Genomic DNA, 19,820 nt, shown 5'->3' on the forward strand with positions numbered 1-19,820 from the left:
AATATAAGCATATTCTTATTTGTTTGTAAAGGGGATAATTGTTCACCATTTATTTTCCACCCATCCTTGGATACTATCCAAAAAACACTAACTTTGAATTAATAAGCAGTTTAGTAAATGGCTGTGTTACGAAGCAATAAGATCCACCTTTCCATCCTGCATATAGTAGATTTTATAACACCAGTCCGCCACAACTTGGTCATGAGTGACGATCACCAATGTTTTCCCTTCTTGATTCAGCTTCTTAAAGATATTCAAGATCTCCTCTTCCGTTTGTTCATCCAATGACCCGGTCGGTTCATCCGCCAAGATCAAATCCGGATCTTGTATCAGCGCTCTGGCGATCGCCACCCTTTGCATTTCGCCTCCCGACAGCATATCCACATCTTTCTCCTTCAACTCCGTGATTTTTAAGTCCGCTAATACACGGTCGACTTTATCAATGATCTCTCCTTTGGAAAGTTTGCTGTATCGCAAGGGAAGCGCAATATTTTCGAACACGTTTTTACTGTCGATTAGCGTATAATTCTGGATGATAAACCCGATATTCTGCTTCCGAAAACGGGCCCGTTCATTGCCGTTCATATCGCTGATCTTTACCTGTTTATACTGATATGTCCCCTGATCCGCCGTATCCAGACCAGCCAAAATATTTAGCAGTGTCGACTTGCCTGTTCCACTCCGACCCATGATCGCTAGCATATCACCCTGTTCGATTTCCAAATTGATCCTTTTCAAAACGTCAATTTTCCGTTCACCGCTCCGATATGATTTGGTCAGACCTTTTAGGGTTATCAAAGGAATCACTCCGATCGTTTTAACAAACTGCTAATTTCAATTTTGCGGAACTGCAAATAAATGGGGGAAACAGAAAACAGAACAATAACGACAAAGATTGTCACGTTCATCAGAGTGTACATTCCCAGTGACACATCGATGATCTGTTGATACAAAAGTGTGACCACCAGTCCCGGCAATCCCACCATGAGAAGAATTTCAGACAAAAAGTAAAAAAACAGTTGATTCAAAGTAGCTCCGGAAGCGAGATGAATGGCCATATTACGGTAATTATCTTGAAACTTGGTCATCATTAAAATCGAGATACTGAGAATACAAACCACGAATAACGATCCCGCCATAACCTTTAACAGAGTCCGATTAACCTGAATCGCCGAGAACATGAAATCGAGGGAACGGCTATTCGCCCCGATCATTTGCATATCGGGAAAATCGGATATCGTTTTCACATGCTCCAAGTCCCGACGAACAACATACGGTTCCTCGTCACTAAAAACAGTCCCATTGATCATTTGTAGGTAATGCAGTTTTTGAAATAATGCATCTTCTTCATTCTGGGGTACCTCGTTAAATTTTAAAGCCGGCATGACGATATAACGATCCAAGTACAATTCCGGATAGTTCATATTAAACACAAAAGTGTCGGATTGGATAAATCCTTGGACCACCAATTTAAAATCCTTGCGCAGATACTTAGCCGTGATCCTATCACCCACTTGGTAAAACGGTTCATATTCTGCCCCTAACAAGACCGGAATTGAATTTCCATCATAATAGAAATCCTCGGAGGAAAATCCGGATCCTTTACTTAACGGAATTGAAAAGCGGGTAAAGCCATTTTCATTGATTTGAATCGCTTTCAATGGTTTATAAGGCCGTTCCTTTAAGCGTTCAATGGGACCCCCTTCCTCATACCCATTTAAAAATTTATCCCACTTTGAATCATCGTCGATCTTCACATCAATCATCTGATTAAACAGATAAATATAACGCTCTCCAAAGTATTGTTCCAAATTCTCATAAAATGTCTTCGATTTCTTAAGAGAGCCCGGTTCGTCTAAAAAAGCTTGAAATTTGCTATCCGGCACAAGATCATCCGACAATTGGTAAAACGTCAGATCCTTCAAGGGTTCCAAGCGGTCCGATTTGCTTTCGATCTGCGCATGGGTGAGAAAAAACAGGGTGCTGGTGAAAAATAAGGCGGTAATCTGAATCGCTATCAACACAGAAAACCATTTCCGTCGTTTGAGACTCTCCCATACTTCTCCTAGAATCATTTTCATGAGCGAGATGTTCCTTTCTCATCGATTGGCTTCAAACCAATCCCTTTTAACACCCAAATGGACAAAAGGGAAAAGAGAAGGATTAACCCATATGCTATCAATAGCTGCGATACATAGGATCTGAGGGAATCAACAGTGATCTCACCCCACACTGCGAATAGAAACGAGCTTCCCAGAGAAACCAACCCATAACAAATGGAAACCAGCAACAGATACTGAACCGTCATTCGTTTGTAAACCTTTCTCAAGGGGATTCCATGTTGCCATAAAATGCATATCTCGTTTTTTCTCTTGTTGAACCAGTACTGATTAAACAAGAGACTGGTAATCATCAGAATGCCCGCAATGAAAATCAAGATTCCTTTTTGGTAGGAGTCCGTACTGAGGTATCGTTGAGCTCCATGATCAGTCCGATCGATCACCTGGATCGGTATGGAATTCTGGTTAACAGATAAGGCTTGATCCTGTTTCATCTTGTTGTCCTTGGTGTTCATGACATACAAATTGGGATGGTTATCAATCGCATCCATATTGACGAGGGCTAACTCGTCCACCTCCGACGGATAGGAAGCACCCATTCGGCCGATCACTTCGAACGTCTTTCCTGCCAACCGGAAGTATTCCTTGCCGTTCTTTTCAAAGACATCTTCTTTTCTGACGCTTTCCCCCACTTCTTGACCTAACACTGCAAACCGCTGTCCGGTGTAAAAATCGGTGGCAGTAAAATACCGTCCTGATACCATCGGGGGAACAAAAGTCTTTTCATTAAAATAAATAGCCCGGTCCTCATATTTCTGTTTAGTATCTAATTCGTTAAAAACCGTATAAGGTTTATCCGTATCCAATTTCTTCCAGTCAATAGACAGACTTGAATTCTGAAATGCAAAGGTGAAACTTGTTGAATTATACAATCCTCGAGTCAACAGATTCATTTCTTCCTGTTTGATCTGATAATAATTAGCAGTGACAACCAATATACTTAATAACAGATATAATATAATTAACCACAAGCTCCCATCACGTAGCCATTGCTTCAATTTCTTCATAAAATGTCCCTCTTTTAGAAAATAAAAATGAATATACTTCTCTTCTTGCCATCCTTACAATTTTATTTTAACTATTAGGAGTAAAAGCAGGTATCAAAAAAGATACCTGCTTTTACTTATTATTAAGATCATTAGGGGGTTCCCCAAAAGGTCTTTGCTAAATGTATAGCACTTGCATAAGGAGACTTGGCAATTGTATATCCGCTACCATGTACTCTTCCACTGTCTGCCCTAATTCCACCACTCACTCGATCTACCATACGTGCACGAGTATAATGATAGACTCCTTTCCAAACCGTTTCACCCACTGCACGTTCATAACCAAATTTATCAGGATGGGCTTCTGTCCATCCATTGTGAGCTTGAGGACCTTGAATGCTAACTTTTTCAGTATTCCAAGAACCCTCTCCCTCTGTCCACCCCCCATTAAGTGTTGTTGCAGATGCAGACGCCGGAATTGATAAACTTCCACAAATTAAACCGACTGACACTACCTGAAGTAACCGTTTTTTGACTTTCAAAATAATCCCTCCTACATCAATGTATGTTCCATATTGGAAATTCAACGACGATATGATTATTCCTTCCTAAAATGAGAATTTTTCTTATATAATCCTTCTTCATAAAATTTTTATCTTGTTTTACTATTTTAAGATTACATTGTCCTGCTTGTTTTTGTTGCGTCACCGCCGTGTGTACTCCTAAATCACCTTCATGAGCTTATCATAAGATGAATAATCACTTCCTTACTTTATCTCACACACCCAAAGACTTTCGAAAAAAGCCGGTCAAATCGTCGAGGACTATATTTTCTTCTACAACAAAGAACGTTTCCAGAAAAAACTGGGCGACCTTTCCCCAGCGGAACATCGGGAAAAAGTCGCCGTATAAACTGTTCTTTTTTTCACTGACTTAACGGGGTCAAGACCACAGTCCAGGGGAGTTTCCACCTACTCTTCACAATCCACAGGATGATTGCCCACGCTTTTGAAGATATCGCTGGTGATACTCTTCCGCACGATAGAAGGTAGCTGCCGGTTCAATCGACGTGACAATCGGGTCTTTCCATTTGCCTGAGTTGTCCAGCTCTTCTTTTGACTTCTCTGCCATTTCTTTCTGTTCCGGGGTATAGTAAAAAACCACGGATCGGTACTGACTTCCAACATCCGGTCCTTGGCGGTTGAATGTGGTAGGATTGTGGTTTTCCCAGAAGATCTGAAGCAATTCCTTATAGGAAACCCTCGCCGGATCATATTCCAGATGCACCACTTCAGCATGACCCGTCCGATCCGTACAGACTTCCTCATATGTCGGATTCTCAGTCGCGCCGCCCATATATCCCACCGCTGTGGACATTACTCCTTCCACTTTGCGGAACAATTCCTCCACAGACCAAAAACATCCGGCACCAAATGTTGCTTTCGCCATTCGATCACACTCCCCATCCATTTTCCTTTATCCTATCCAAGTGGAGTCCTTTCGACAATCCCTTTTCCTCTTACCGGCAATGTTTTCATTTTTGGAATCTGCAAAAAGAACCTCAGGATCACGGCCTCCTACAACACAACTTCCAGACCATAAGCACTGTGTCATCCTTCCTATCATCCCGATAAAAGGAGACTGCTGACAAAGATAAATAAGAGGGGGATATCCGGTGGAGCATCCTTTTCCGACGACCCAGCAGAACCCCTGGAGGTCCCAACCGTTTAGCGGACAACCTGCTTTCCCCTTTTGTCCGCTGGTTGGGGCCGGATGGGGGTGAAGCGGACTCCTTCCACTTCTTTGCTGGAAGAAAGAGATGCGGAAACGGAGATCCCCCCTTCACCACTTTGTCATGAACCTCGATAAAAGGCTTCTGATCACAAAACAGACGCCGGGATGCAACCCGACGCCTGCATGGGGTATCAGTTTATTTTTTGATCAATTCCAGCTTGACGGGGTAGAAATCATCCACCTGATCTCCCTTGACCGCTTTGGTGGCAACATTGACACTGGTTTCTCCGATTACTTCCGGCTTCTGCGCAATGGTGGCACCCAGGTCTCCCTTATTCACCGCTTTTACAGCATCATCCGTCGCATCAAAGCCGACCACCAAGATATCTTTTTTGGCTCCCTGAATCGCTTTCAAAGCTCCCAAGGCCATCTCATCATTATGAGCAAAGACCGCGTCAATCTCCTTGTTGCTTTGCAGAATGTTTTCCATAACCGTCAATCCCTTGGAGCGGTTAAAATCAGCTGGCTGAGAAGCGACCACTTTCACACCGTCTTTATTGTCGACCGCCTGATGGAACCCTTTCCCCCGGTCACGGGCTGCGGAGGTTCCCGGAATTCCTTCCAACTCCACAATGTTTCCCTTATTCCCGATCTGTTCCAGGATATATTCGCCCGCCATTTTTCCACCTTCTACATTATCGGACGCAATGTGGGACAGCACTTCTCCGCCTTCTGACTTCCGATCCACCGTAATCACAGGAATATTCGCTTTATTGGCAGATTCCACAGCTGTAGTAATGGCTTTACTGTCCGTCGGATTGATCAGCAAAATATCCACATTCTTTTGGATCAAATCCTCTACATCATTTAGCTGCTTGGCATTGTCATCCTGAGCATCCGCTACAATGAGTTCCGCTCCGGATTCTTTGGCTGCTTTCTCTGCCCCTTCTTTCAAGGAAACAAAGAAGGGATTGTTCAAAGTGGAGATGGATAGGCCAATCTTCACTTGATCATTCTGCTTCTTTTCCTCCTTTTCCAGTGTCGATTCGCTGGAGCAACCCGCCAAAACACCCATTGCCAGCACTGCAATCAACAACAAGCTCCAAACCTTTTTCATCCCTGGTTCCCTCCTATGCCATTTGAAGAATTTATTTGGAATTCCCGAAGATCTTTCAGGATTTTCGGGAACGGTCCAGCAAAACCGCAAGTAAAATAACTCCACCTTTGACAACCTGTTGATAGAAAGAAGAAACATTTAGCAGATTCAATCCATTATCTAACACTCCGATAATAATGGCGCCAATCAAGGTACCAATAATCCAACCCCGCCCACCGGCCAGACTGGTTCCTCCAAGAACCACAGCGGCAATCGCATCCAATTCATAGGTTGTCCCTGCTGTCGGCTGAGCCGAGTTCAGCCGGGCTGTCAGAATCAACCCTGCCACAGAAGCAAACAGACCACTGATCGCGTAAACCCATATCTTCACCCGATGGGTTCGCACTCCGGAAAGCATAGCGGCTTCTTCATTGCCACCGATCGCATAAACATATCGTCCAAACGTCGTGCTTTTCAACACAAAATACAGAATCAAAAATGATATCAACATCCAGATGACGGGAACCGGTATCTCAAGAAAATAACCCTTTCCCAACATCGCGAAAGCCTCATTGTCAAAAGCGATTGGACGACCTTCGGTATACACCAGTGTTAATCCCCTGTATACCGTCATCGTTGCCAGAGTGGCAATAAAAGGCGCCATCCGCCCTTTTGCCACCAATACCCCGTTGACGGCTCCCATCAATGTACCGGCAGCCAATCCTGTCAGAATCGCAACAAACGGATCCATTCCGGAAGCCAACATTCCCGCACTAAATGCACCAGACAGTGCAAGGATGGAACCGACAGACAGATCGATGCCTCCGGTCAGAATGACAAAGGTCATTCCAAAGGCTAACAAAGCATTAATGGAAATTTGTCGAAGTACATTAAAGATATTTGTAATACTCAGAAAATCCTTGCTGATTACTGACAACACCACTACAATGGCTCCCAAACCTAACAGTGGACCGATTTTCTGAGGCATGCTGATTCGAAGTCCAGAATTTTTTGGTTGGGATTGCATTACACATCACCTCCTGAGGCAGCGGTCATCACTCGTTCCTGTGTCGCCTCCCCATTTTTAAACCGACCGGTGATCCGTCCTTCATGCATCACCAATAAACGATCACTCATTCCCAACACTTCCGGTAAGTCGGAAGAAATCAGCAGAATCGCCATCCCTTCTGTAGCCAAATGGTCGATCAAGCGATAAATTTCCTCTTTGGCCCCAATATCCACGCCACGCGTCGGCTCATCCAGGATGAGGATTTCAGGCGAAGCTGCCAACCATTTGCCAATCACCACTTTCTGCTGGTTCCCCCCACTCAGCGTTTGTACTTCCTGCTCTGAATCCGATGTTTTGATCGACAATTTTTTCACAATATCCTGAATAAGATTGGATTCCTTCTTTCGTTGAATTTTCCCCCAAGAAGTGATGGAAGAAAAGTTCGGAAGGGACAGGTTTTCCCTCACGGACAGGGGAAGCACCAACCCTTCTCTTTTCCGATCTTCTGTTACATAGGCAATTCCATGTCGAATCGCATCTTCCGGCCGCCGAATCTTCACTTCTTGACCGTTGATCCGGATCTTCCCACGATCTGGCTGCCGCACACCAAACAGAAGATCCGCCATCTCAGTCCGACCAGCCCCCATCAAACCGGCAAGCCCAACAATCTCCCCTCTTCGGATGGAAAAGGTGACATCTTCCACTTCACCCCCAGAAGTCAGTCCCTCTACACTGAGGCACTCTTCTCCCGGTGTCACGGAACTTCGGGGGTACCGGTTCGTGATCTCCCGACCCACCATCATTTGGACCAGTTCATTCATATCTGTTTCATCACTCTGGCGTGTTCCAATGGTTGCGCCATCTCTCATCACTGTAATGCGATCACAGATTTCAAAAATCTCTTCCATTCGGTGAGAAATGTAAACCATTCCCACTCCTTGTTTCTTCAGAATACGGATCACCTGAAACAGGGATTCAATCTCCCGGTTGGTCAACGCTGCCGTCGGCTCGTCCAAAACCAAGATCTTTGCTTCCAGCGAAAGGGCTTTGGCAATCTCCACCATCTGTTGTTGTCCTACAGAAAGATTTCCTGTTCTTTCAGCAGGGTGAATCTCCAATCCCAGATGATCCAACCATTTTGTTGCCTCCGATTTCATCTTGCGCCAATCAATCCAACCAGTAGGACCATGAACAAACTCCCGACCGAGGAAGAGATTTTCCATCACGGTTAAATCAGCGATCAGATTGAGCTCCTGATGGATCATCGCAATTCCCATCCCTTGAGCCTCTCTGGGAGTATACCCTTCCCGTTCCTTGCCAAACACTTTTACTGTTCCGTCATCCTTGGGGTGGACCCCGCAGAGAATCTTCATCAGTGTTGATTTCCCGGCACCATTCTCACCCATCAAAGCATGCACTTCCCCTTCTTCCAGGGAAAATCGGGCATGATGCAAGACCTGATTTCCGGAAAACGATTTTTGGATCTTTTCCATCTCCAAAAGTAACTCTGCCATGGTTTCACCTTCTTTCAAAAAGCAACGCCTGATTGTAAAACAACATTGGCGTAGGAGGTGCATTCCCCGGTGCGAATGACAGCCTTTGCCTGACGACTCATGGCTTTCAATTTTTCATGGGAGGTGGATTCCCACTCTATATGGGATAACATATCTTCTAATTGCTGATGTAGTTCAGGACTGACCACCTTTGTCTCCTCAGCCAATATCACCTTTTCCACAGTCATTTCCGACAAAACCGCTTGCAAGGTTTCGATCAGACCGGGTGTTCCAGGGGAAACTGCCAAGTCAATTCGCTCTGTTTCAGGAGGAATCGGCAGACCGGCATCCCCGATCACGACTTGATCGGTATGTCCCAATTCACTGATGACTCTGGAGAGATGACTATTTAACAACAATGTTTTTTTCATCCATTACCCTCCAATTCTTTGCTGTAAAAGGCATCCACTTCTTTTCGACTCGGCATGCCATTCTGGGCACCCAGACGGGTGACGGCGAGACTGGCTACGCAACCGGCAAAGTCAACAGCATCAAAAAGAGGTTTCCCTTCAGCCAGGGCACAGGCCAAACCTGCATTAAACGCATCTCCGGCACCGGTGGTATCCACCACATGGACCGACCGTCCGGCTACTTTCCGAAATCCCTCTTCCTTGGATAAAACAACAGCCCCCTGCTCCCCCAAGGTTGTAACAACACAGCTGACGCCTTTGTGGAGAAGCGTTTGCATCCCTTGCTCCAACCCCCCTTCTTCTGCCGGGTAGCCGGATAACCGTTCCAGCTCAGAGCGGTTGGGGGTCAACACATCCACCCATTGATACAACTCTTGTGGCAATTTCGTGGCAGGAGCGGGGTTCAATACAACGATCTTTCCCAATTCCTTCGCTGTGCGGGCTGCTTCCATCACCGTTTCCATGGGAATCTCCAGCTGAAGTACAACAACCTCAGACTCAGCGATTCGCTCTTGATGATGCCGTACATCATCAGGCAAGCACCGGCTGTTGGCACCCGGAACAACAACAATGCTGTTATCTCCTTCAGACAACCATATGGATGCAACTCCCGTAGGAGCATCCGGTGTACGCTTCACTGGCTGTATATCCACCCCACTCTGCTCCAAAGACTCCAACAAGGTTTGTCCAAAGGAATCGGTTCCCACCGATCCAACCATCACCGTAGAAGCTCCCAACCGTGCGGCGGACACAGCTTGATTGGCCCCTTTTCCCCCAGGAATAAAATAGACCGAATCCCCAGTTACTGTCTCTCCTATTTGTGGTAGTCGTGCCGCCTGAACCACCACATCCATATTTAAGCTGCCAATCACTGCTACACGCGCCTGTCTATCTGTCAATACTTACGCCTCCTCGTTGAACCCCGTTCAATAAGATGGACATCCAATTCCAGATCTTCCACCTGATCGGTATATCCCTGTACACGGTCGATCAGATGTAAAGCCGCACGAGCTCCCATCTCATAAATCAGCTGGGCAACGGTCGTCAATTCGGGTTCCGTCCATTCTGTGGCTCCAATCCCATCAAAACCACACAGGGAAACCTCTTCCGGAACCTTTATTCCCATACGGTGCAAAGCTTTCAAAGCACCGATCGCCATCAGATCATTGCCGGCAAAAATTCCATCCACATCTGGATGAGCTTCCACCAATGCCTGAACAGCCCCCTTACCACCGGTGATCGAGAACTGACCTGGAAGAATCAGCGACTCTTCAAACCAATCCAAGTCCTTCACTACATCCCGATACCCTCGAAGCCGCTCTTGGGCAGTGATCAACTCTTGGGGACCTGCAATATGAGCCACTTTTCGACAGCCGGTGGCGAGAAGATGATGAACCGCCTTTCTTGCCCCTTCCGCATTTTTGGAACGAATCACTGAACAATTGCCTTCACGCAGCGCTCGGTCCAGTACAACCAAGGGAATTCCATTTTCGTTGATTACCGCCAAGTCTTCTTCTCCCAGACTGCTGGAAGCAAAAATAATTCCATCAATATATTTTTGACGAAGGACATCAATATACGTTTGTTCCCGCGTATCCAAATCATCAGAATTACAAAAGATTACAGTAAAGCCGCGGGACCTTGCCGAATCTTCCACCGCTCTCGACAATTCAGAAAAAAACGGATTCATAATCGTAGGTAAAATCAGAGCAATGGTTCCCGTTTTGCGGTTGGCCAGACTGCGGGCTACGGTATTGGGCCGGTAATCCAGTTCCTTAATCACTTTCATTACACGAGCTTCTGTATCCTGATTCACATAGCCGTTTTGATTTAGAACCCGTGATACAGTTGCGACAGATACTCCCGCTCGCTGTGCTACATCTCTAATAGTTGCCAAGTTTCATCCACTCCCTGTGAAACCGGTTACATACCAGAGAGAGATAATACACAAAATATGTAACCGGTTACATATAGCATACTATTCTCTTCATCCATGTGTCAATACAAAATCATTAGTAATAATTTCTTATACGAGACTGCATCATTTCCCGGTAAAAGATCAACTCCCATCAAATAGTATTTTTTCTAATAAAAAGAAATTAAACATATATTTGAGATTCCTTTTTCTAGTGTAAATCAAAATCAATCAAATGATAATATGTTTTTGAAATTATTTACAAACTATCTATGTTTCATTCACATTTTTTGTCTTCGAGATCTTCCCTGCACATAAACAACGTTCTTGTCTGATTAACCCGATATTCTCAATCTATCTTTTAGCGGGATAATGGAAGACGACAAATTCTGTATCATAGTATAATAAAAGCATCACCCATCCAAAGGTGAAAACGGAGTGAAAGGTGAGGGTAAAATGGGGATTTTTGACGGGCTGATGGGCAATGCATCCGAAATCAGTGCTGATCAGGCACAACAGGAATTTGGCCATTTGTTGGCTTCATCCGAACGGATTGAAAAAAGTTATGTTCTCATCCGGGACTTGTTTCTATTTACCAATAAACGCTTGATATTGGTGGACAAACAAGGATTAACAGGTAAAAAGGTTTCTTACTTGTCCATTCCATACCATAGCATTACTCGCTTCAGTATTGAAACAGCCGGTCATTTTGACTTGGATGCTGAATTAAACATTTGGGTATCCGGTCAAGAGATGCCAATCGTTCAAAAACAGTTTAACAAAAAGCTGAATATTTATGATTTGCAAAGTGTTTTAGCTGAATACGTTTTAAGATAAAGGAAAAGACAGGGAGAGCCCTAGAGGCCTCCCTGTCTTTTCCTTTATCTCAGAGCATCCAGCTTCTGTTTCACCTCCTGGATTTGACGGTAAAGGTGATCCCGATCTGTCTCTGTCTCCGGTTCTTCCTCCGCCATCAGCCGGGTCAGTTCCAATTCCAGCATCCGGACTTGTTGATCCGTTTCAGGATCAACTGATCGCTTCTCCTTTTCTTGAAGGTGATGCCGGTACTCCCTGTTTCCACCGGGCCATATATCCACTGTGCTGTTCTTTATAATCGCCACTCGATTGGAAACCTGATCCAACAGATACCGGTCATGGGAGACCAACACAAGTGTACCCGGATAATTCTGCAACGCTTCCTCGATCCGTTCCCGTGTGGGAATATCCAAATAGTTGGTCGGTTCATCCAAAACCAACAGATTGGCTCTGGAAAAATACAGGTGAACAAAAGCGATCCGACACCGCTCTCCCATGCTCAGACTGCCAATCTTTTGATGTACCTTTTCTCTCCGAAACAAAAAGGATGCGAGAACGTTGTATGCCATTCTGAATGACATATCGGGAAGCGCCAGCAAGCTGTCCAATACGGTCTGCTCCGGGTCGAGGGTATCCACCTCCTGAGCAAAATACCCAACCTTTAATTCCGGATGCCGATAAACGTCCCCACTTTGTGGCTGTAGCTGACCGGTCAAAAGCTTTAACAAAGTACTTTTCCCACTCCCATTGGGACCGATTACCGCCAGGCGATCCCCTCTGGAAAGCGTTAGATCCACATTTTGAAACACTGGAGAATGTCCGTAGGAAAAAGTCACCCTCTCCATCCGTACCAATCGGCGGGCTTCGAAGGTTTCTGCATTCAGGTTTGCCTGGATCTCAGGCGCATCCTTCGGTTTTTCCACCGTTTGCTCTTCCAGACGTTTCAGGGCCCGTTCCTTGGCCCGAAGGCGCGTCTGATGCTTATTCGCCTTCTTTTTCTGAAAGGGATTTCGTTCCCCGGCAGAAGCATGAGCCTTTTGAAACCAATCATGGTACTGACGAATGGCATCCTCCAACTTTTTCTTTTCCCTCTGCTGCTTTCGATAGAGCGCTTCCTGTTCCCGTCGCTCCCGTTCCCACTCCCGAAGGAAGTCTGAGTACCCACCACGGACGGCACGGGTGCCCTTCTGTGTCAGTTCCACTGTGGTATGGGCAACGTGATCGATAAAGGACCGGTCATGGGAAACAATCAGACAAGCACCACGGAACCGCTTTAACCAATCCGCAAACCAGCTTAATGTCTCTTGATCCAGGTGATTGGTCGGTTCATCCAGCAGAAGGAAAGAGGGTGCTCCAACCAGCGCCCTTGCAAGCTTGAGACGGGTCTTTTGTCCTCCGCTCAACTGATCATAGGAACATTTCCACAGATCCTGGGAGAAACCAAACCGACCGAGTAACCCCTTCACTTCCTCCTCCCACTCATATCCTCCCAAAGCCTGATACGCTTCCTGTACATCACTGTATTGTTGCAACAATGCCTCCAAATCATGACTGGCAGATGTCAATGCTCCTTCCAGCCGTTTCAACTCCCGCTTTAGTGAAAACCGCTTTAAATCCGCAGAAAAAAACCACTCTTCCATGGTTGTTTCATCTGGCACAACGTCTTGCTGTTCCACGATCCCCCAATGAGATACAGGCCACCTTCGATCGATGGCTCCATCATCCGGAGAGATCTTTCCCGTCAAACAATGAAACAAGGTTGTCTTCCCCACACCATTTGCCCCGATTAAGGCCACCCGTTCTTCTTCGTGGACAGCAAGATCCACATTTTCAAAGATGGTTTTTCCATTCCACTCTTTTTTCAGATTCTCTGCTTTAAAAACCCACACAAAAAACCCCTCCACATCCGGTAAGCTTGGCACTGAACAGCACAGACGCCATCCCTGTCACTTCGGATGGGAAGGGGGATTGGATATATTGAAACACACGAAAAAAACCATTCAAGGTTTTTATCACGCTTTGGTTTCGCTGATTCCGTTTCGATAGACCAGGGTCCCTAAAAATGGGCACACCTGTCCCGACCGCTCCGCCATCCATGGCAGAGGAAGGCGCCGTATCCAATTGGTTACGGGATTAGCGGTCGAAACGCATCTCGATACTTTTGATACCTCCGATAGATAGAATAAATTTATTATACATGGTATAGATATTTTTTCCAAGGGTCATCCCTTGAAGCACTGTAAATTAAATTTTTCTATCACATGTTAAAACCCGTTTGAGTTTTACATACAAATGAGTTAGATTCCCCTTTTCCCACAATGGAGTCAAACCATTTTAAAGGAGGAGACATCATGAATCAGAATAAAAAACTGCGTGTTGATGCACGGGGAGCTTTTTGTCCAGGACCACTGATGGAACTGATGAGGGCGGCCAAGGATGCAGAACCGGGTACAGAAATTGAACTTTTGACCAATGATGCAGGTTCCAGAAAAGATGTGCCTCTCTGGGCAGAAAAAATGGGACACAAATATCTGGGTGAACAGTTAGAAGGAAATGTTTATACGTTAACCGTCCAAATCGGAGGGAATTGAGATGACAAAGAACGTAGTGATCATCGGTGGTGGTACAGCCGGCTGTATGATTGCCAATCTGTTGGCCAGAGGATTGAAGACAGAAATCAATCAGCGAACGGTACAGATTACGGTAGTTAGCGATCAGGAGATTCATATATACCAACCGGGTTTCCTTTATATCCCCTTTCACCTGAAACAGCCGGAAGAACTGATTCGACCCATGGATCAGGTAATCAACACTCACGTTCACGTGATTCTGGATCGAGCCACACAAATTGACACCCATAAGCAGAACGTCCATCTAGAAAAAGGAGAGTCTCTTCCCTATGACTACCTCATCCTTGCGACCGGATCTCACCCCAAGGTGGAAGAAATTCCGGGACTTCAGGAAGGGGGGCATATGTTCTACACCATGGAAAGTGCCCTCCGTTTACGAGATGCCATGGATCACTTTCACGGCGGAAAAGTGGTAGTGGCCGTCGGATTGCCCCATAAATGCCCTATCGCTCCGCTGGAATTTACCATGATGTTGGAAGACTGGGCTCGTCAGCAAGGGTTCCGGAAACAAACGGAAATCACCTATGCATATCCTCTTGCCGGTCCCTATGGAACCGCCTCTGTGGCTGAATGGGCGGAAAAGGAATTCAACAATCGAAACATCCACATCGAAACCTTTTTTATGATAGATCATGTCAATCCGGAAGAAAATGTCATCGTAAGCGTTGATGGTCGAAAACTTTCTTATGATCTCCTGGTAGTCATTCCACCACATCAAGGAGCAAACGTCGTGCGTGAAAGCAAATTGGGAGACAAAGAGGCTTGGCTGCCTACCCATCGACACCACCTCCGACTGGACGGTCAGGAAAACATTTTTGTCATCGGTGATGCCACCAACCTTCCCATCAGTAAAGCCGGTTCCACGGCTCATTTTGAAGCTGAAATTCTCTCCCATAACCTGATCAATCTCTTGCATGGAAAGAAAGGAGAAAAACCCTACAACGGAAAAGTTTTCTGCTTTATTGAAACAGGTCTGAACCAAGCCACCTACATTTCTTTCGACTATGAAAACCCTCCGAAGCCTGTTCCCCCTTCCAAATGGGTACATTTTGCAAAAAGCGGATACAACGAAATGCACTGGGTTAATGTAAAAGGAATTTTGTAAACAAACAGGAGGTAGGTGAAAGAGATGACCGATCCACAAGAACACGCCTCGGCGGACTTTCAGAAGCAATGGGCGGAAATGGCTCCCGTTCTGTTTGATACATTAAGCTTCATTCAAATGATAGGCGATTCCTTGACGGAAGAGACCGTCGCCCATCTGGGTAAAAAAGTGGAACAAACATCCCATTTTATCGATTTTCTTGGGGATGAACGGATTCTAAACTTGATGGATAACATGCTGAACCGTTCGGACTCACTGATTCGCCTGTTGGATCAAATGATTCAATTGGAGAAAAGCGGAACGTTGGAGAAGCTTCTTCGTTTATTTGAATCCATAGGAATCATAATGGATGCGTTAACGGAAGAGACGATTTCACATCTCTCCCGACGTTCCCTTTATTGGATGGAATGGGGGGATCAAGTCACCCGTTCCCAAGCTTTCGCGGAAATACCGCGGTTATTACACGCCCTGGACCAAACCATGGCGGAAACAAAGGATTCTCTGAAACCTGTCTCCTTGATCCAATTATTGAAGTTAGCCAAACAGAAAGAGGTTCAATGGACCATTCAATTTGTAAGCCAATTTTTGAAAAATGTACATTCAAAATCTCCACAGTAGCAGATACACTGAAACCCAAGCGAAATCCGACACTATAAAAACAACCCAGGTACAGCCTGGGTTGTGACCAATCTGTTCAGAGTGGTCTTTTATGAACTGGATAGAAAAACAGCTGCTATTTAACAATTCTCTCTACTGACCATTTAACAAACAAACGTGAACCTCTCGCCATTGAAATGGCGAGCTTCTCGTTTCATCGAGCCGACTCCTGCCGCACTCTCCACGAAGACCAGTTCCTGGCCTGATTGAGTTTTAAGAGGCTTTTTGTCTTGCGAGTTGCAGAATGTTGATGGCCGCATTGACATCCCGATCCTGTTCATAGCCACAAAAAGGGCAACGATGGACCCGTTCGGCCAATGTTTTTTTGACGATTTCACCACAGCTGGCGCATCGTTGGCTGGTTTGATGGGGGTTGACTTGGACCACACGCTTACCAGCACTTTCAGCCTTGTAAGTCGTGTATTGGACCAGTTGCCTCCACCCAGCATCGACGATGCTTTTCGCCAGGTGATGATTCTTGACCATTCCTTGCACGTTCAGATCTTCAAACGCAATCAAATCGTATCGCTTCACCAGCTGATGACTGATCCGATGCGTGTAATCCTTCCGTTGATTGGCGATTTTTTCATGCATTCGGGCAAGGAGACAGATCGCTTTTTTCCTGCGGTGGGAACCTTTTTTCCTTTTGGATACGAGCCGTTGCAGCTGTTTGAGTCTGCGTTCCGATCTTCGCAAGGGGTGGGGAGAGGCAAAGAACTGCTCATCGGATGTCACGGCCAAGTGCTTGATTCCCAGATCCACACCAACTTCTTTCCCCGTTTTCGGTAAAGGTTTAAGAGCTTGCTCCACGGCGAGGCAAGCGTAGTACCTCCCGTTTTTCTTGACGATGGAACAGGTCTTGATGGTTCCGGCGATCTGGCGGTGCAGGCGGATTCGAACCTCCCCGATTTTGGACAGCTTCAAATATTTCCCCTCCACGGAGAATCCGCTTTGCGGATAAGTAAAGCTACGGTAACGGCTCTCCCCTTTAAACCGGGGAAATCCTGTTTTCCCTCCATTCTGTACGCGCCTGTAAAAAGCTTTGTATGCTTTGTCCAGCCGTTCGACTACATTTTGCAACACTTGGGAGTGAACTTCCTTTAACGCTGGGATGGCCTTTTTTCGAGCGGGGAGTGTTTTCTTCTGCTCATAGTAGGACAAAGTCTTTGCTTCCGTCCGGTAGGTATGAATCCGTTCGTCCAGAAGGCGATTGTACAATAAGCGGCACCTTTCTAAGGTGAAGTCGATCCTTTGCTGTTGCTCTGGCTTTGGATATAACCGGAATTTGTAGGTGCGAAGCATCCGTCTCCCCCTTTCTTTTGGTTTTCGATATACTTTCGGATAATATCTTCAGAAATGGAGCCAATGGTTTCGATGTAGAAACTACTGTTCCAAAGATGCCCTCCCCAAAGTTTCTGTTTTAAATGGGGAAATTTTAAGAAACATTTTCGTGCGGAAATTCCTTTTAACATCTTGACTATGTACGAGGGAGCCACCTTTGGATGAGCGGAGGCAAATACATGGACATGATCTTTCTCACCCACTTCCATCATGACAACTTCAAAGCCCTTTTCCTCCGCGATCTCTTGAAAAAGCTCTGTCAGAAAGGATTCAATTTCCATATCCAGTACTTTTCTGCGGTATTTGACGGACCAAACGATATGATAATTGACGTTATAGACACAGGTTCTCGCATGCTTGATGTTCTCTTTTCCCATACATGTAGTATAGCGAAAATAGTGGGAGTTGGCTATATTTCACGCGATTCCCCCTCGACATATGGTCTGATTGTCTACCGACATTGTCGGACGAGGGGGGGGTTAACCCCCCCCCTCGTCCGACGCTCGCTTTCATCTACCCCATTAAAATGGGGAGGATTCCCGCTCGCATATCCTAAAAACACCCCTCTCAGCAAGCCACTGGTCGGCGCTGACGGGGTGTTTTACTTTTATCGATAACATTATCATCGAAAATCCCGAAGAAAATTGCCGGCGTATAAACAGCGAAATGTTCCCGGATTTCCTGGGTGTGAAAGTCCTTGTCACCGGAGAGAATGATATCCGGTTGGGCGAGGACAGCAGAAGCTAAGATGGGTTTATCTTCTATATCACAGATCGGTGGGATGGGAAAGTCAAGAATTGCCCCCTTCTATACACCCGACTTTTTCGACAGCTCTGATTGTGTTATACCGGCTTCTTTCGTCATCAATAATCTATGATAAAGTTAACGTTTGTCCCCGACCATCTTTTCCGGTATTCCGCCAATGCTGTATGTGTCCCTCGTGCTGGGCGGAAGCCGTGGCTGGACTCGTGAAAGCATGCCCCTTTAGGGCTGTCATAGATGGCTCCAAGCAAAAAAACGTCCAAGGATCGGACGTTTTTTTTGCTTGCGTTAAACCCACGCGGTTACCTGGGTTGTTCCATCTCTAAGATTCTCATCTAACCCTCATGATTCAGGCACAAATGCCAACTGTAATATGAACAAAACCATGAACAGATACAGAAGGGGATGAACCTCCCTTCCCCTTCCACGAAAAATCTTTAACAAGGGATACGTGATAAATCCAAACGCGATGCCTGTGGCAATGCTGAACGTCAGCGGCATGCTCAACATCACAATAAACGCGGGAAAGGCTTCATCAAAGGCATCCCATCGAACCTGGGCCAATCCACTCATCATAAAGCATCCCACGATAATCAATGCGGGTGCAGTAATCGCCGGAAGCGCGGCGACAGCGGCAACTACCGGTTCAAAGAAAAGAGTACCCAACATCAACAGACTGACCACTACTGCTGTGAATCCCGTTCGTCCGCCGGCGGCGACACCCGTAGAGGATTCCACATAAGCGCTGGTTGGGCTCGTTCCCATCACCGCTCCCGTCGTCATCCCCACCGCATCCGCCATCAAGGCAGAGCGAATCCGGGGAAACTTCCCATTCTTGGTAAGGCCCGCCTGCTCTGCCACCCCGATCATGGTTCCTGTGGTATCAAAGAGGGTGACTAACAAAAAGGCAAAAATCACTGCATACAAACCCTGTTCAAAAACCTGGGGCAAAGAGGCAACTGCCGCTCCAAACGTTGGAGCCATACTGGGGGGCATGGTTACCCACTGTGTGGGAAATTGAAGCAAACCGGAGACTCCGGCGGCCAGAGCGGTAAATACCATGCCCAAAAAGAGGGCGCCTGGTATCCGCAATGTCATAAGGATCAGGGTGACAAACAGCCCGCCAAGACTGAGAAGGGTCATCGGGGAATGAAAATCCCCCAGCCCTACCAGATTGACCTCATCATTGACAATAATCCCTGCCGATTTCAATCCGATAAAAGCGATAAACAAGCCAATTCCTGCCGTAATCCCGAACTTGAGACTGGAAGGAATCGCTTGAATCAATGCTTCCCGAAACGGGGTGACAGAAAGAATCAAAAAGAGAATCCCTGCAACAAAGACAGCACCCATGGCCGTTTCCCAACCAATCTGACTCTGTCCCACCACACTGAACGCAAAGTAAGCATTTAATCCCATACCCGGTGCAATGGCAATGGGATAATTTGCAAAAATCCCCATCATCAATGTACTGATCACAGAAGCCAGCACGGTAGCCACAAACACCGATCCAAAGTCCATTCCTGCCTGTTCAAGGATTGCCGGATTTACCACCACGATATAAACCATCGTCAAAAAAGTGGTGAATCCCGCCAGTACTTCCCGACGAATATTGGACCCCTTCTCCTTCCATCCAAAAAATTGCTCCATGTCAATCCTCCTTATAAAAATACGAACATTATTATG

The 19,820-nt window shown here is 46.1% G+C and carries 19 protein-coding genes and 1 pseudogene; 5 read left to right on the forward strand and 15 right to left on the reverse strand.

Annotation, left to right across the window (positions count from 1 at the left end; all coding sequences use genetic code 11):
- Window positions 1-126: 126 nt before the first annotated feature.
- The 4 genes from FN782_RS14460 to FN782_RS14475 form a co-directional block, all read right to left on the reverse strand.
- The gene (locus FN782_RS14460) at window positions 127-798 is read right to left on the reverse strand and encodes an ABC transporter ATP-binding protein (protein ID WP_142506511.1); all 672 of its coding nucleotides are present in this window, start codon (window positions 796-798) and stop codon (window positions 127-129) included.
- Between the two features lie 5 nt (window positions 799-803).
- Window positions 804-2,081 (reverse strand): ABC transporter permease, encoded by a 1,278-nt coding sequence (locus tag FN782_RS14465; RefSeq protein WP_142506512.1) that lies wholly within the window; start codon window positions 2,079-2,081, stop codon window positions 804-806.
- On the reverse strand, window positions 2,078-3,127 hold the full coding sequence (locus tag FN782_RS14470; RefSeq protein WP_142506513.1) for an ABC transporter permease: 1,050 nt from the start codon (window positions 3,125-3,127) through the stop codon (window positions 2,078-2,080). The genes FN782_RS14465 and FN782_RS14470 overlap by 4 nt, the downstream gene beginning before the upstream one ends.
- A gap of 131 nt (window positions 3,128-3,258) precedes the next feature.
- A complete protein-coding gene (locus FN782_RS14475; protein WP_142506514.1) occupies window positions 3,259-3,648 on the reverse strand; it encodes a hypothetical protein in 390 nt (129 codons plus the stop codon).
- A gap of 271 nt (window positions 3,649-3,919) precedes the next feature.
- Here FN782_RS14475 and FN782_RS14480 point away from each other — a divergent pair, with 271 nt between their 5' ends.
- Window positions 3,920-4,018, forward strand: coding sequence for an IS3 family transposase (locus FN782_RS14480; protein WP_425462719.1), 99 nt, complete (start codon window positions 3,920-3,922; stop codon window positions 4,016-4,018).
- Between the two features lie 66 nt (window positions 4,019-4,084).
- On the opposite strand, the gene msrA is transcribed toward FN782_RS14480, so the two are convergent.
- From msrA to FN782_RS14515, 7 genes are all read right to left on the reverse strand, one after another.
- Complete coding sequence (gene msrA / locus FN782_RS14485; protein ID WP_142506515.1) at window positions 4,085-4,555, reverse strand: peptide-methionine (S)-S-oxide reductase MsrA; 471 nt, start codon at window positions 4,553-4,555, stop codon at window positions 4,085-4,087.
- A 481-nt stretch (window positions 4,556-5,036) separates the two neighbouring features.
- A complete protein-coding gene (gene rbsB / locus FN782_RS14490) occupies window positions 5,037-5,957 on the reverse strand; it encodes a ribose ABC transporter substrate-binding protein RbsB (RefSeq protein WP_142506516.1) in 921 nt (306 codons plus the stop codon).
- A 55-nt stretch (window positions 5,958-6,012) separates the two neighbouring features.
- Window positions 6,013-6,963 (reverse strand): ABC transporter permease, encoded by a 951-nt coding sequence (locus tag FN782_RS14495; protein ID WP_142506517.1) that lies wholly within the window; start codon window positions 6,961-6,963, stop codon window positions 6,013-6,015.
- Window positions 6,963-8,459, reverse strand: coding sequence for a sugar ABC transporter ATP-binding protein (locus FN782_RS14500; protein WP_142506518.1), 1,497 nt, complete (start codon window positions 8,457-8,459; stop codon window positions 6,963-6,965). Before FN782_RS14500 ends, FN782_RS14495 begins: the two co-directional genes overlap by 1 nt.
- A 14-nt stretch (window positions 8,460-8,473) precedes the next feature.
- On the reverse strand, window positions 8,474-8,869 hold the full coding sequence (rbsD, locus tag FN782_RS14505; protein WP_142506519.1) for a D-ribose pyranase: 396 nt from the start codon (window positions 8,867-8,869) through the stop codon (window positions 8,474-8,476).
- Entirely contained in the window at window positions 8,866-9,807 is a 942-nt protein-coding gene (gene rbsK, locus FN782_RS14510; protein ID WP_142506520.1) for a ribokinase, read from the reverse strand. The genes rbsD and rbsK overlap by 4 nt, the downstream gene beginning before the upstream one ends.
- Entirely contained in the window at window positions 9,804-10,805 is a 1,002-nt protein-coding gene (locus tag FN782_RS14515) for a LacI family DNA-binding transcriptional regulator (protein ID WP_142506521.1), read from the reverse strand. The genes rbsK and FN782_RS14515 overlap by 4 nt, the downstream gene beginning before the upstream one ends.
- Before the next feature lie 474 nt (window positions 10,806-11,279).
- On the opposite strand from FN782_RS14515, the gene FN782_RS14520 reads away from it, so the two are divergent.
- Window positions 11,280-11,660 (forward strand): PH domain-containing protein, encoded by a 381-nt coding sequence (locus tag FN782_RS14520; protein WP_142506522.1) that lies wholly within the window; start codon window positions 11,280-11,282, stop codon window positions 11,658-11,660.
- Between the two features lie 44 nt (window positions 11,661-11,704).
- On the opposite strand, the gene abc-f is transcribed toward FN782_RS14520, so the two are convergent.
- Window positions 11,705-13,528 carry a ribosomal protection-like ABC-F family protein gene (abc-f, locus tag FN782_RS14525; protein ID WP_185956342.1) on the reverse strand — a complete coding sequence of 608 codons (1,824 nt, stop codon included), beginning with the start codon at window positions 13,526-13,528 and terminating at the stop codon, window positions 11,705-11,707.
- Window positions 13,529-13,990: 462 nt separating this feature from the next.
- Here abc-f and FN782_RS14535 point away from each other — a divergent pair, with 462 nt between their 5' ends.
- Genes FN782_RS14535 through FN782_RS14545 form a run of 3 tightly spaced genes read left to right on the forward strand, consistent with a single transcriptional unit; the run spans window position 13,991 to window position 15,992 of the window.
- The gene (locus FN782_RS14535; protein WP_142506525.1) at window positions 13,991-14,230 is read left to right on the forward strand and encodes a sulfurtransferase TusA family protein; all 240 of its coding nucleotides are present in this window, start codon (window positions 13,991-13,993) and stop codon (window positions 14,228-14,230) included.
- Window position 14,231: 1 nt separating this feature from the next.
- The gene (locus tag FN782_RS14540) at window positions 14,232-15,374 is read left to right on the forward strand and encodes an NAD(P)/FAD-dependent oxidoreductase (protein WP_142506526.1); all 1,143 of its coding nucleotides are present in this window, start codon (window positions 14,232-14,234) and stop codon (window positions 15,372-15,374) included.
- A gap of 24 nt (window positions 15,375-15,398) precedes the next feature.
- Window positions 15,399-15,992 carry a helical membrane plugin domain-containing protein gene (locus FN782_RS14545; RefSeq protein ID WP_142506527.1) on the forward strand — a complete coding sequence of 198 codons (594 nt, stop codon included), beginning with the start codon at window positions 15,399-15,401 and terminating at the stop codon, window positions 15,990-15,992.
- A gap of 252 nt (window positions 15,993-16,244) precedes the next feature.
- On the opposite strand, the gene FN782_RS14550 is transcribed toward FN782_RS14545, so the two are convergent.
- From FN782_RS14550 to FN782_RS14560, 3 genes and pseudogenes are all read right to left on the reverse strand, one after another.
- Window positions 16,245-17,333, reverse strand: coding sequence for an RNA-guided endonuclease InsQ/TnpB family protein (locus FN782_RS14550; protein ID WP_142506528.1), 1,089 nt, complete (start codon window positions 17,331-17,333; stop codon window positions 16,245-16,247).
- Window positions 17,334-17,347: 14 nt separating this feature from the next.
- Window positions 17,348-17,749, reverse strand: a pseudogene (gene tnpA / locus FN782_RS14555) (IS200/IS605 family transposase); the annotation flags it as partial.
- 727 nt (window positions 17,750-18,476) lie between these two features.
- Window positions 18,477-19,784: an NCS2 family permease gene (locus FN782_RS14560; RefSeq protein ID WP_142506529.1), complete on the reverse strand. Its 1,308-nt coding sequence runs from the start codon at window positions 19,782-19,784 to the stop codon at window positions 18,477-18,479.
- Between the last annotated feature and the right edge of the window lie 36 nt (window positions 19,785-19,820).

This window comes from Melghirimyces algeriensis (assembly GCF_900182565.1).
Classification (GTDB): Bacteria; Bacillota; Bacilli; order Thermoactinomycetales; family DSM-45169; genus Melghirimyces; species Melghirimyces algeriensis.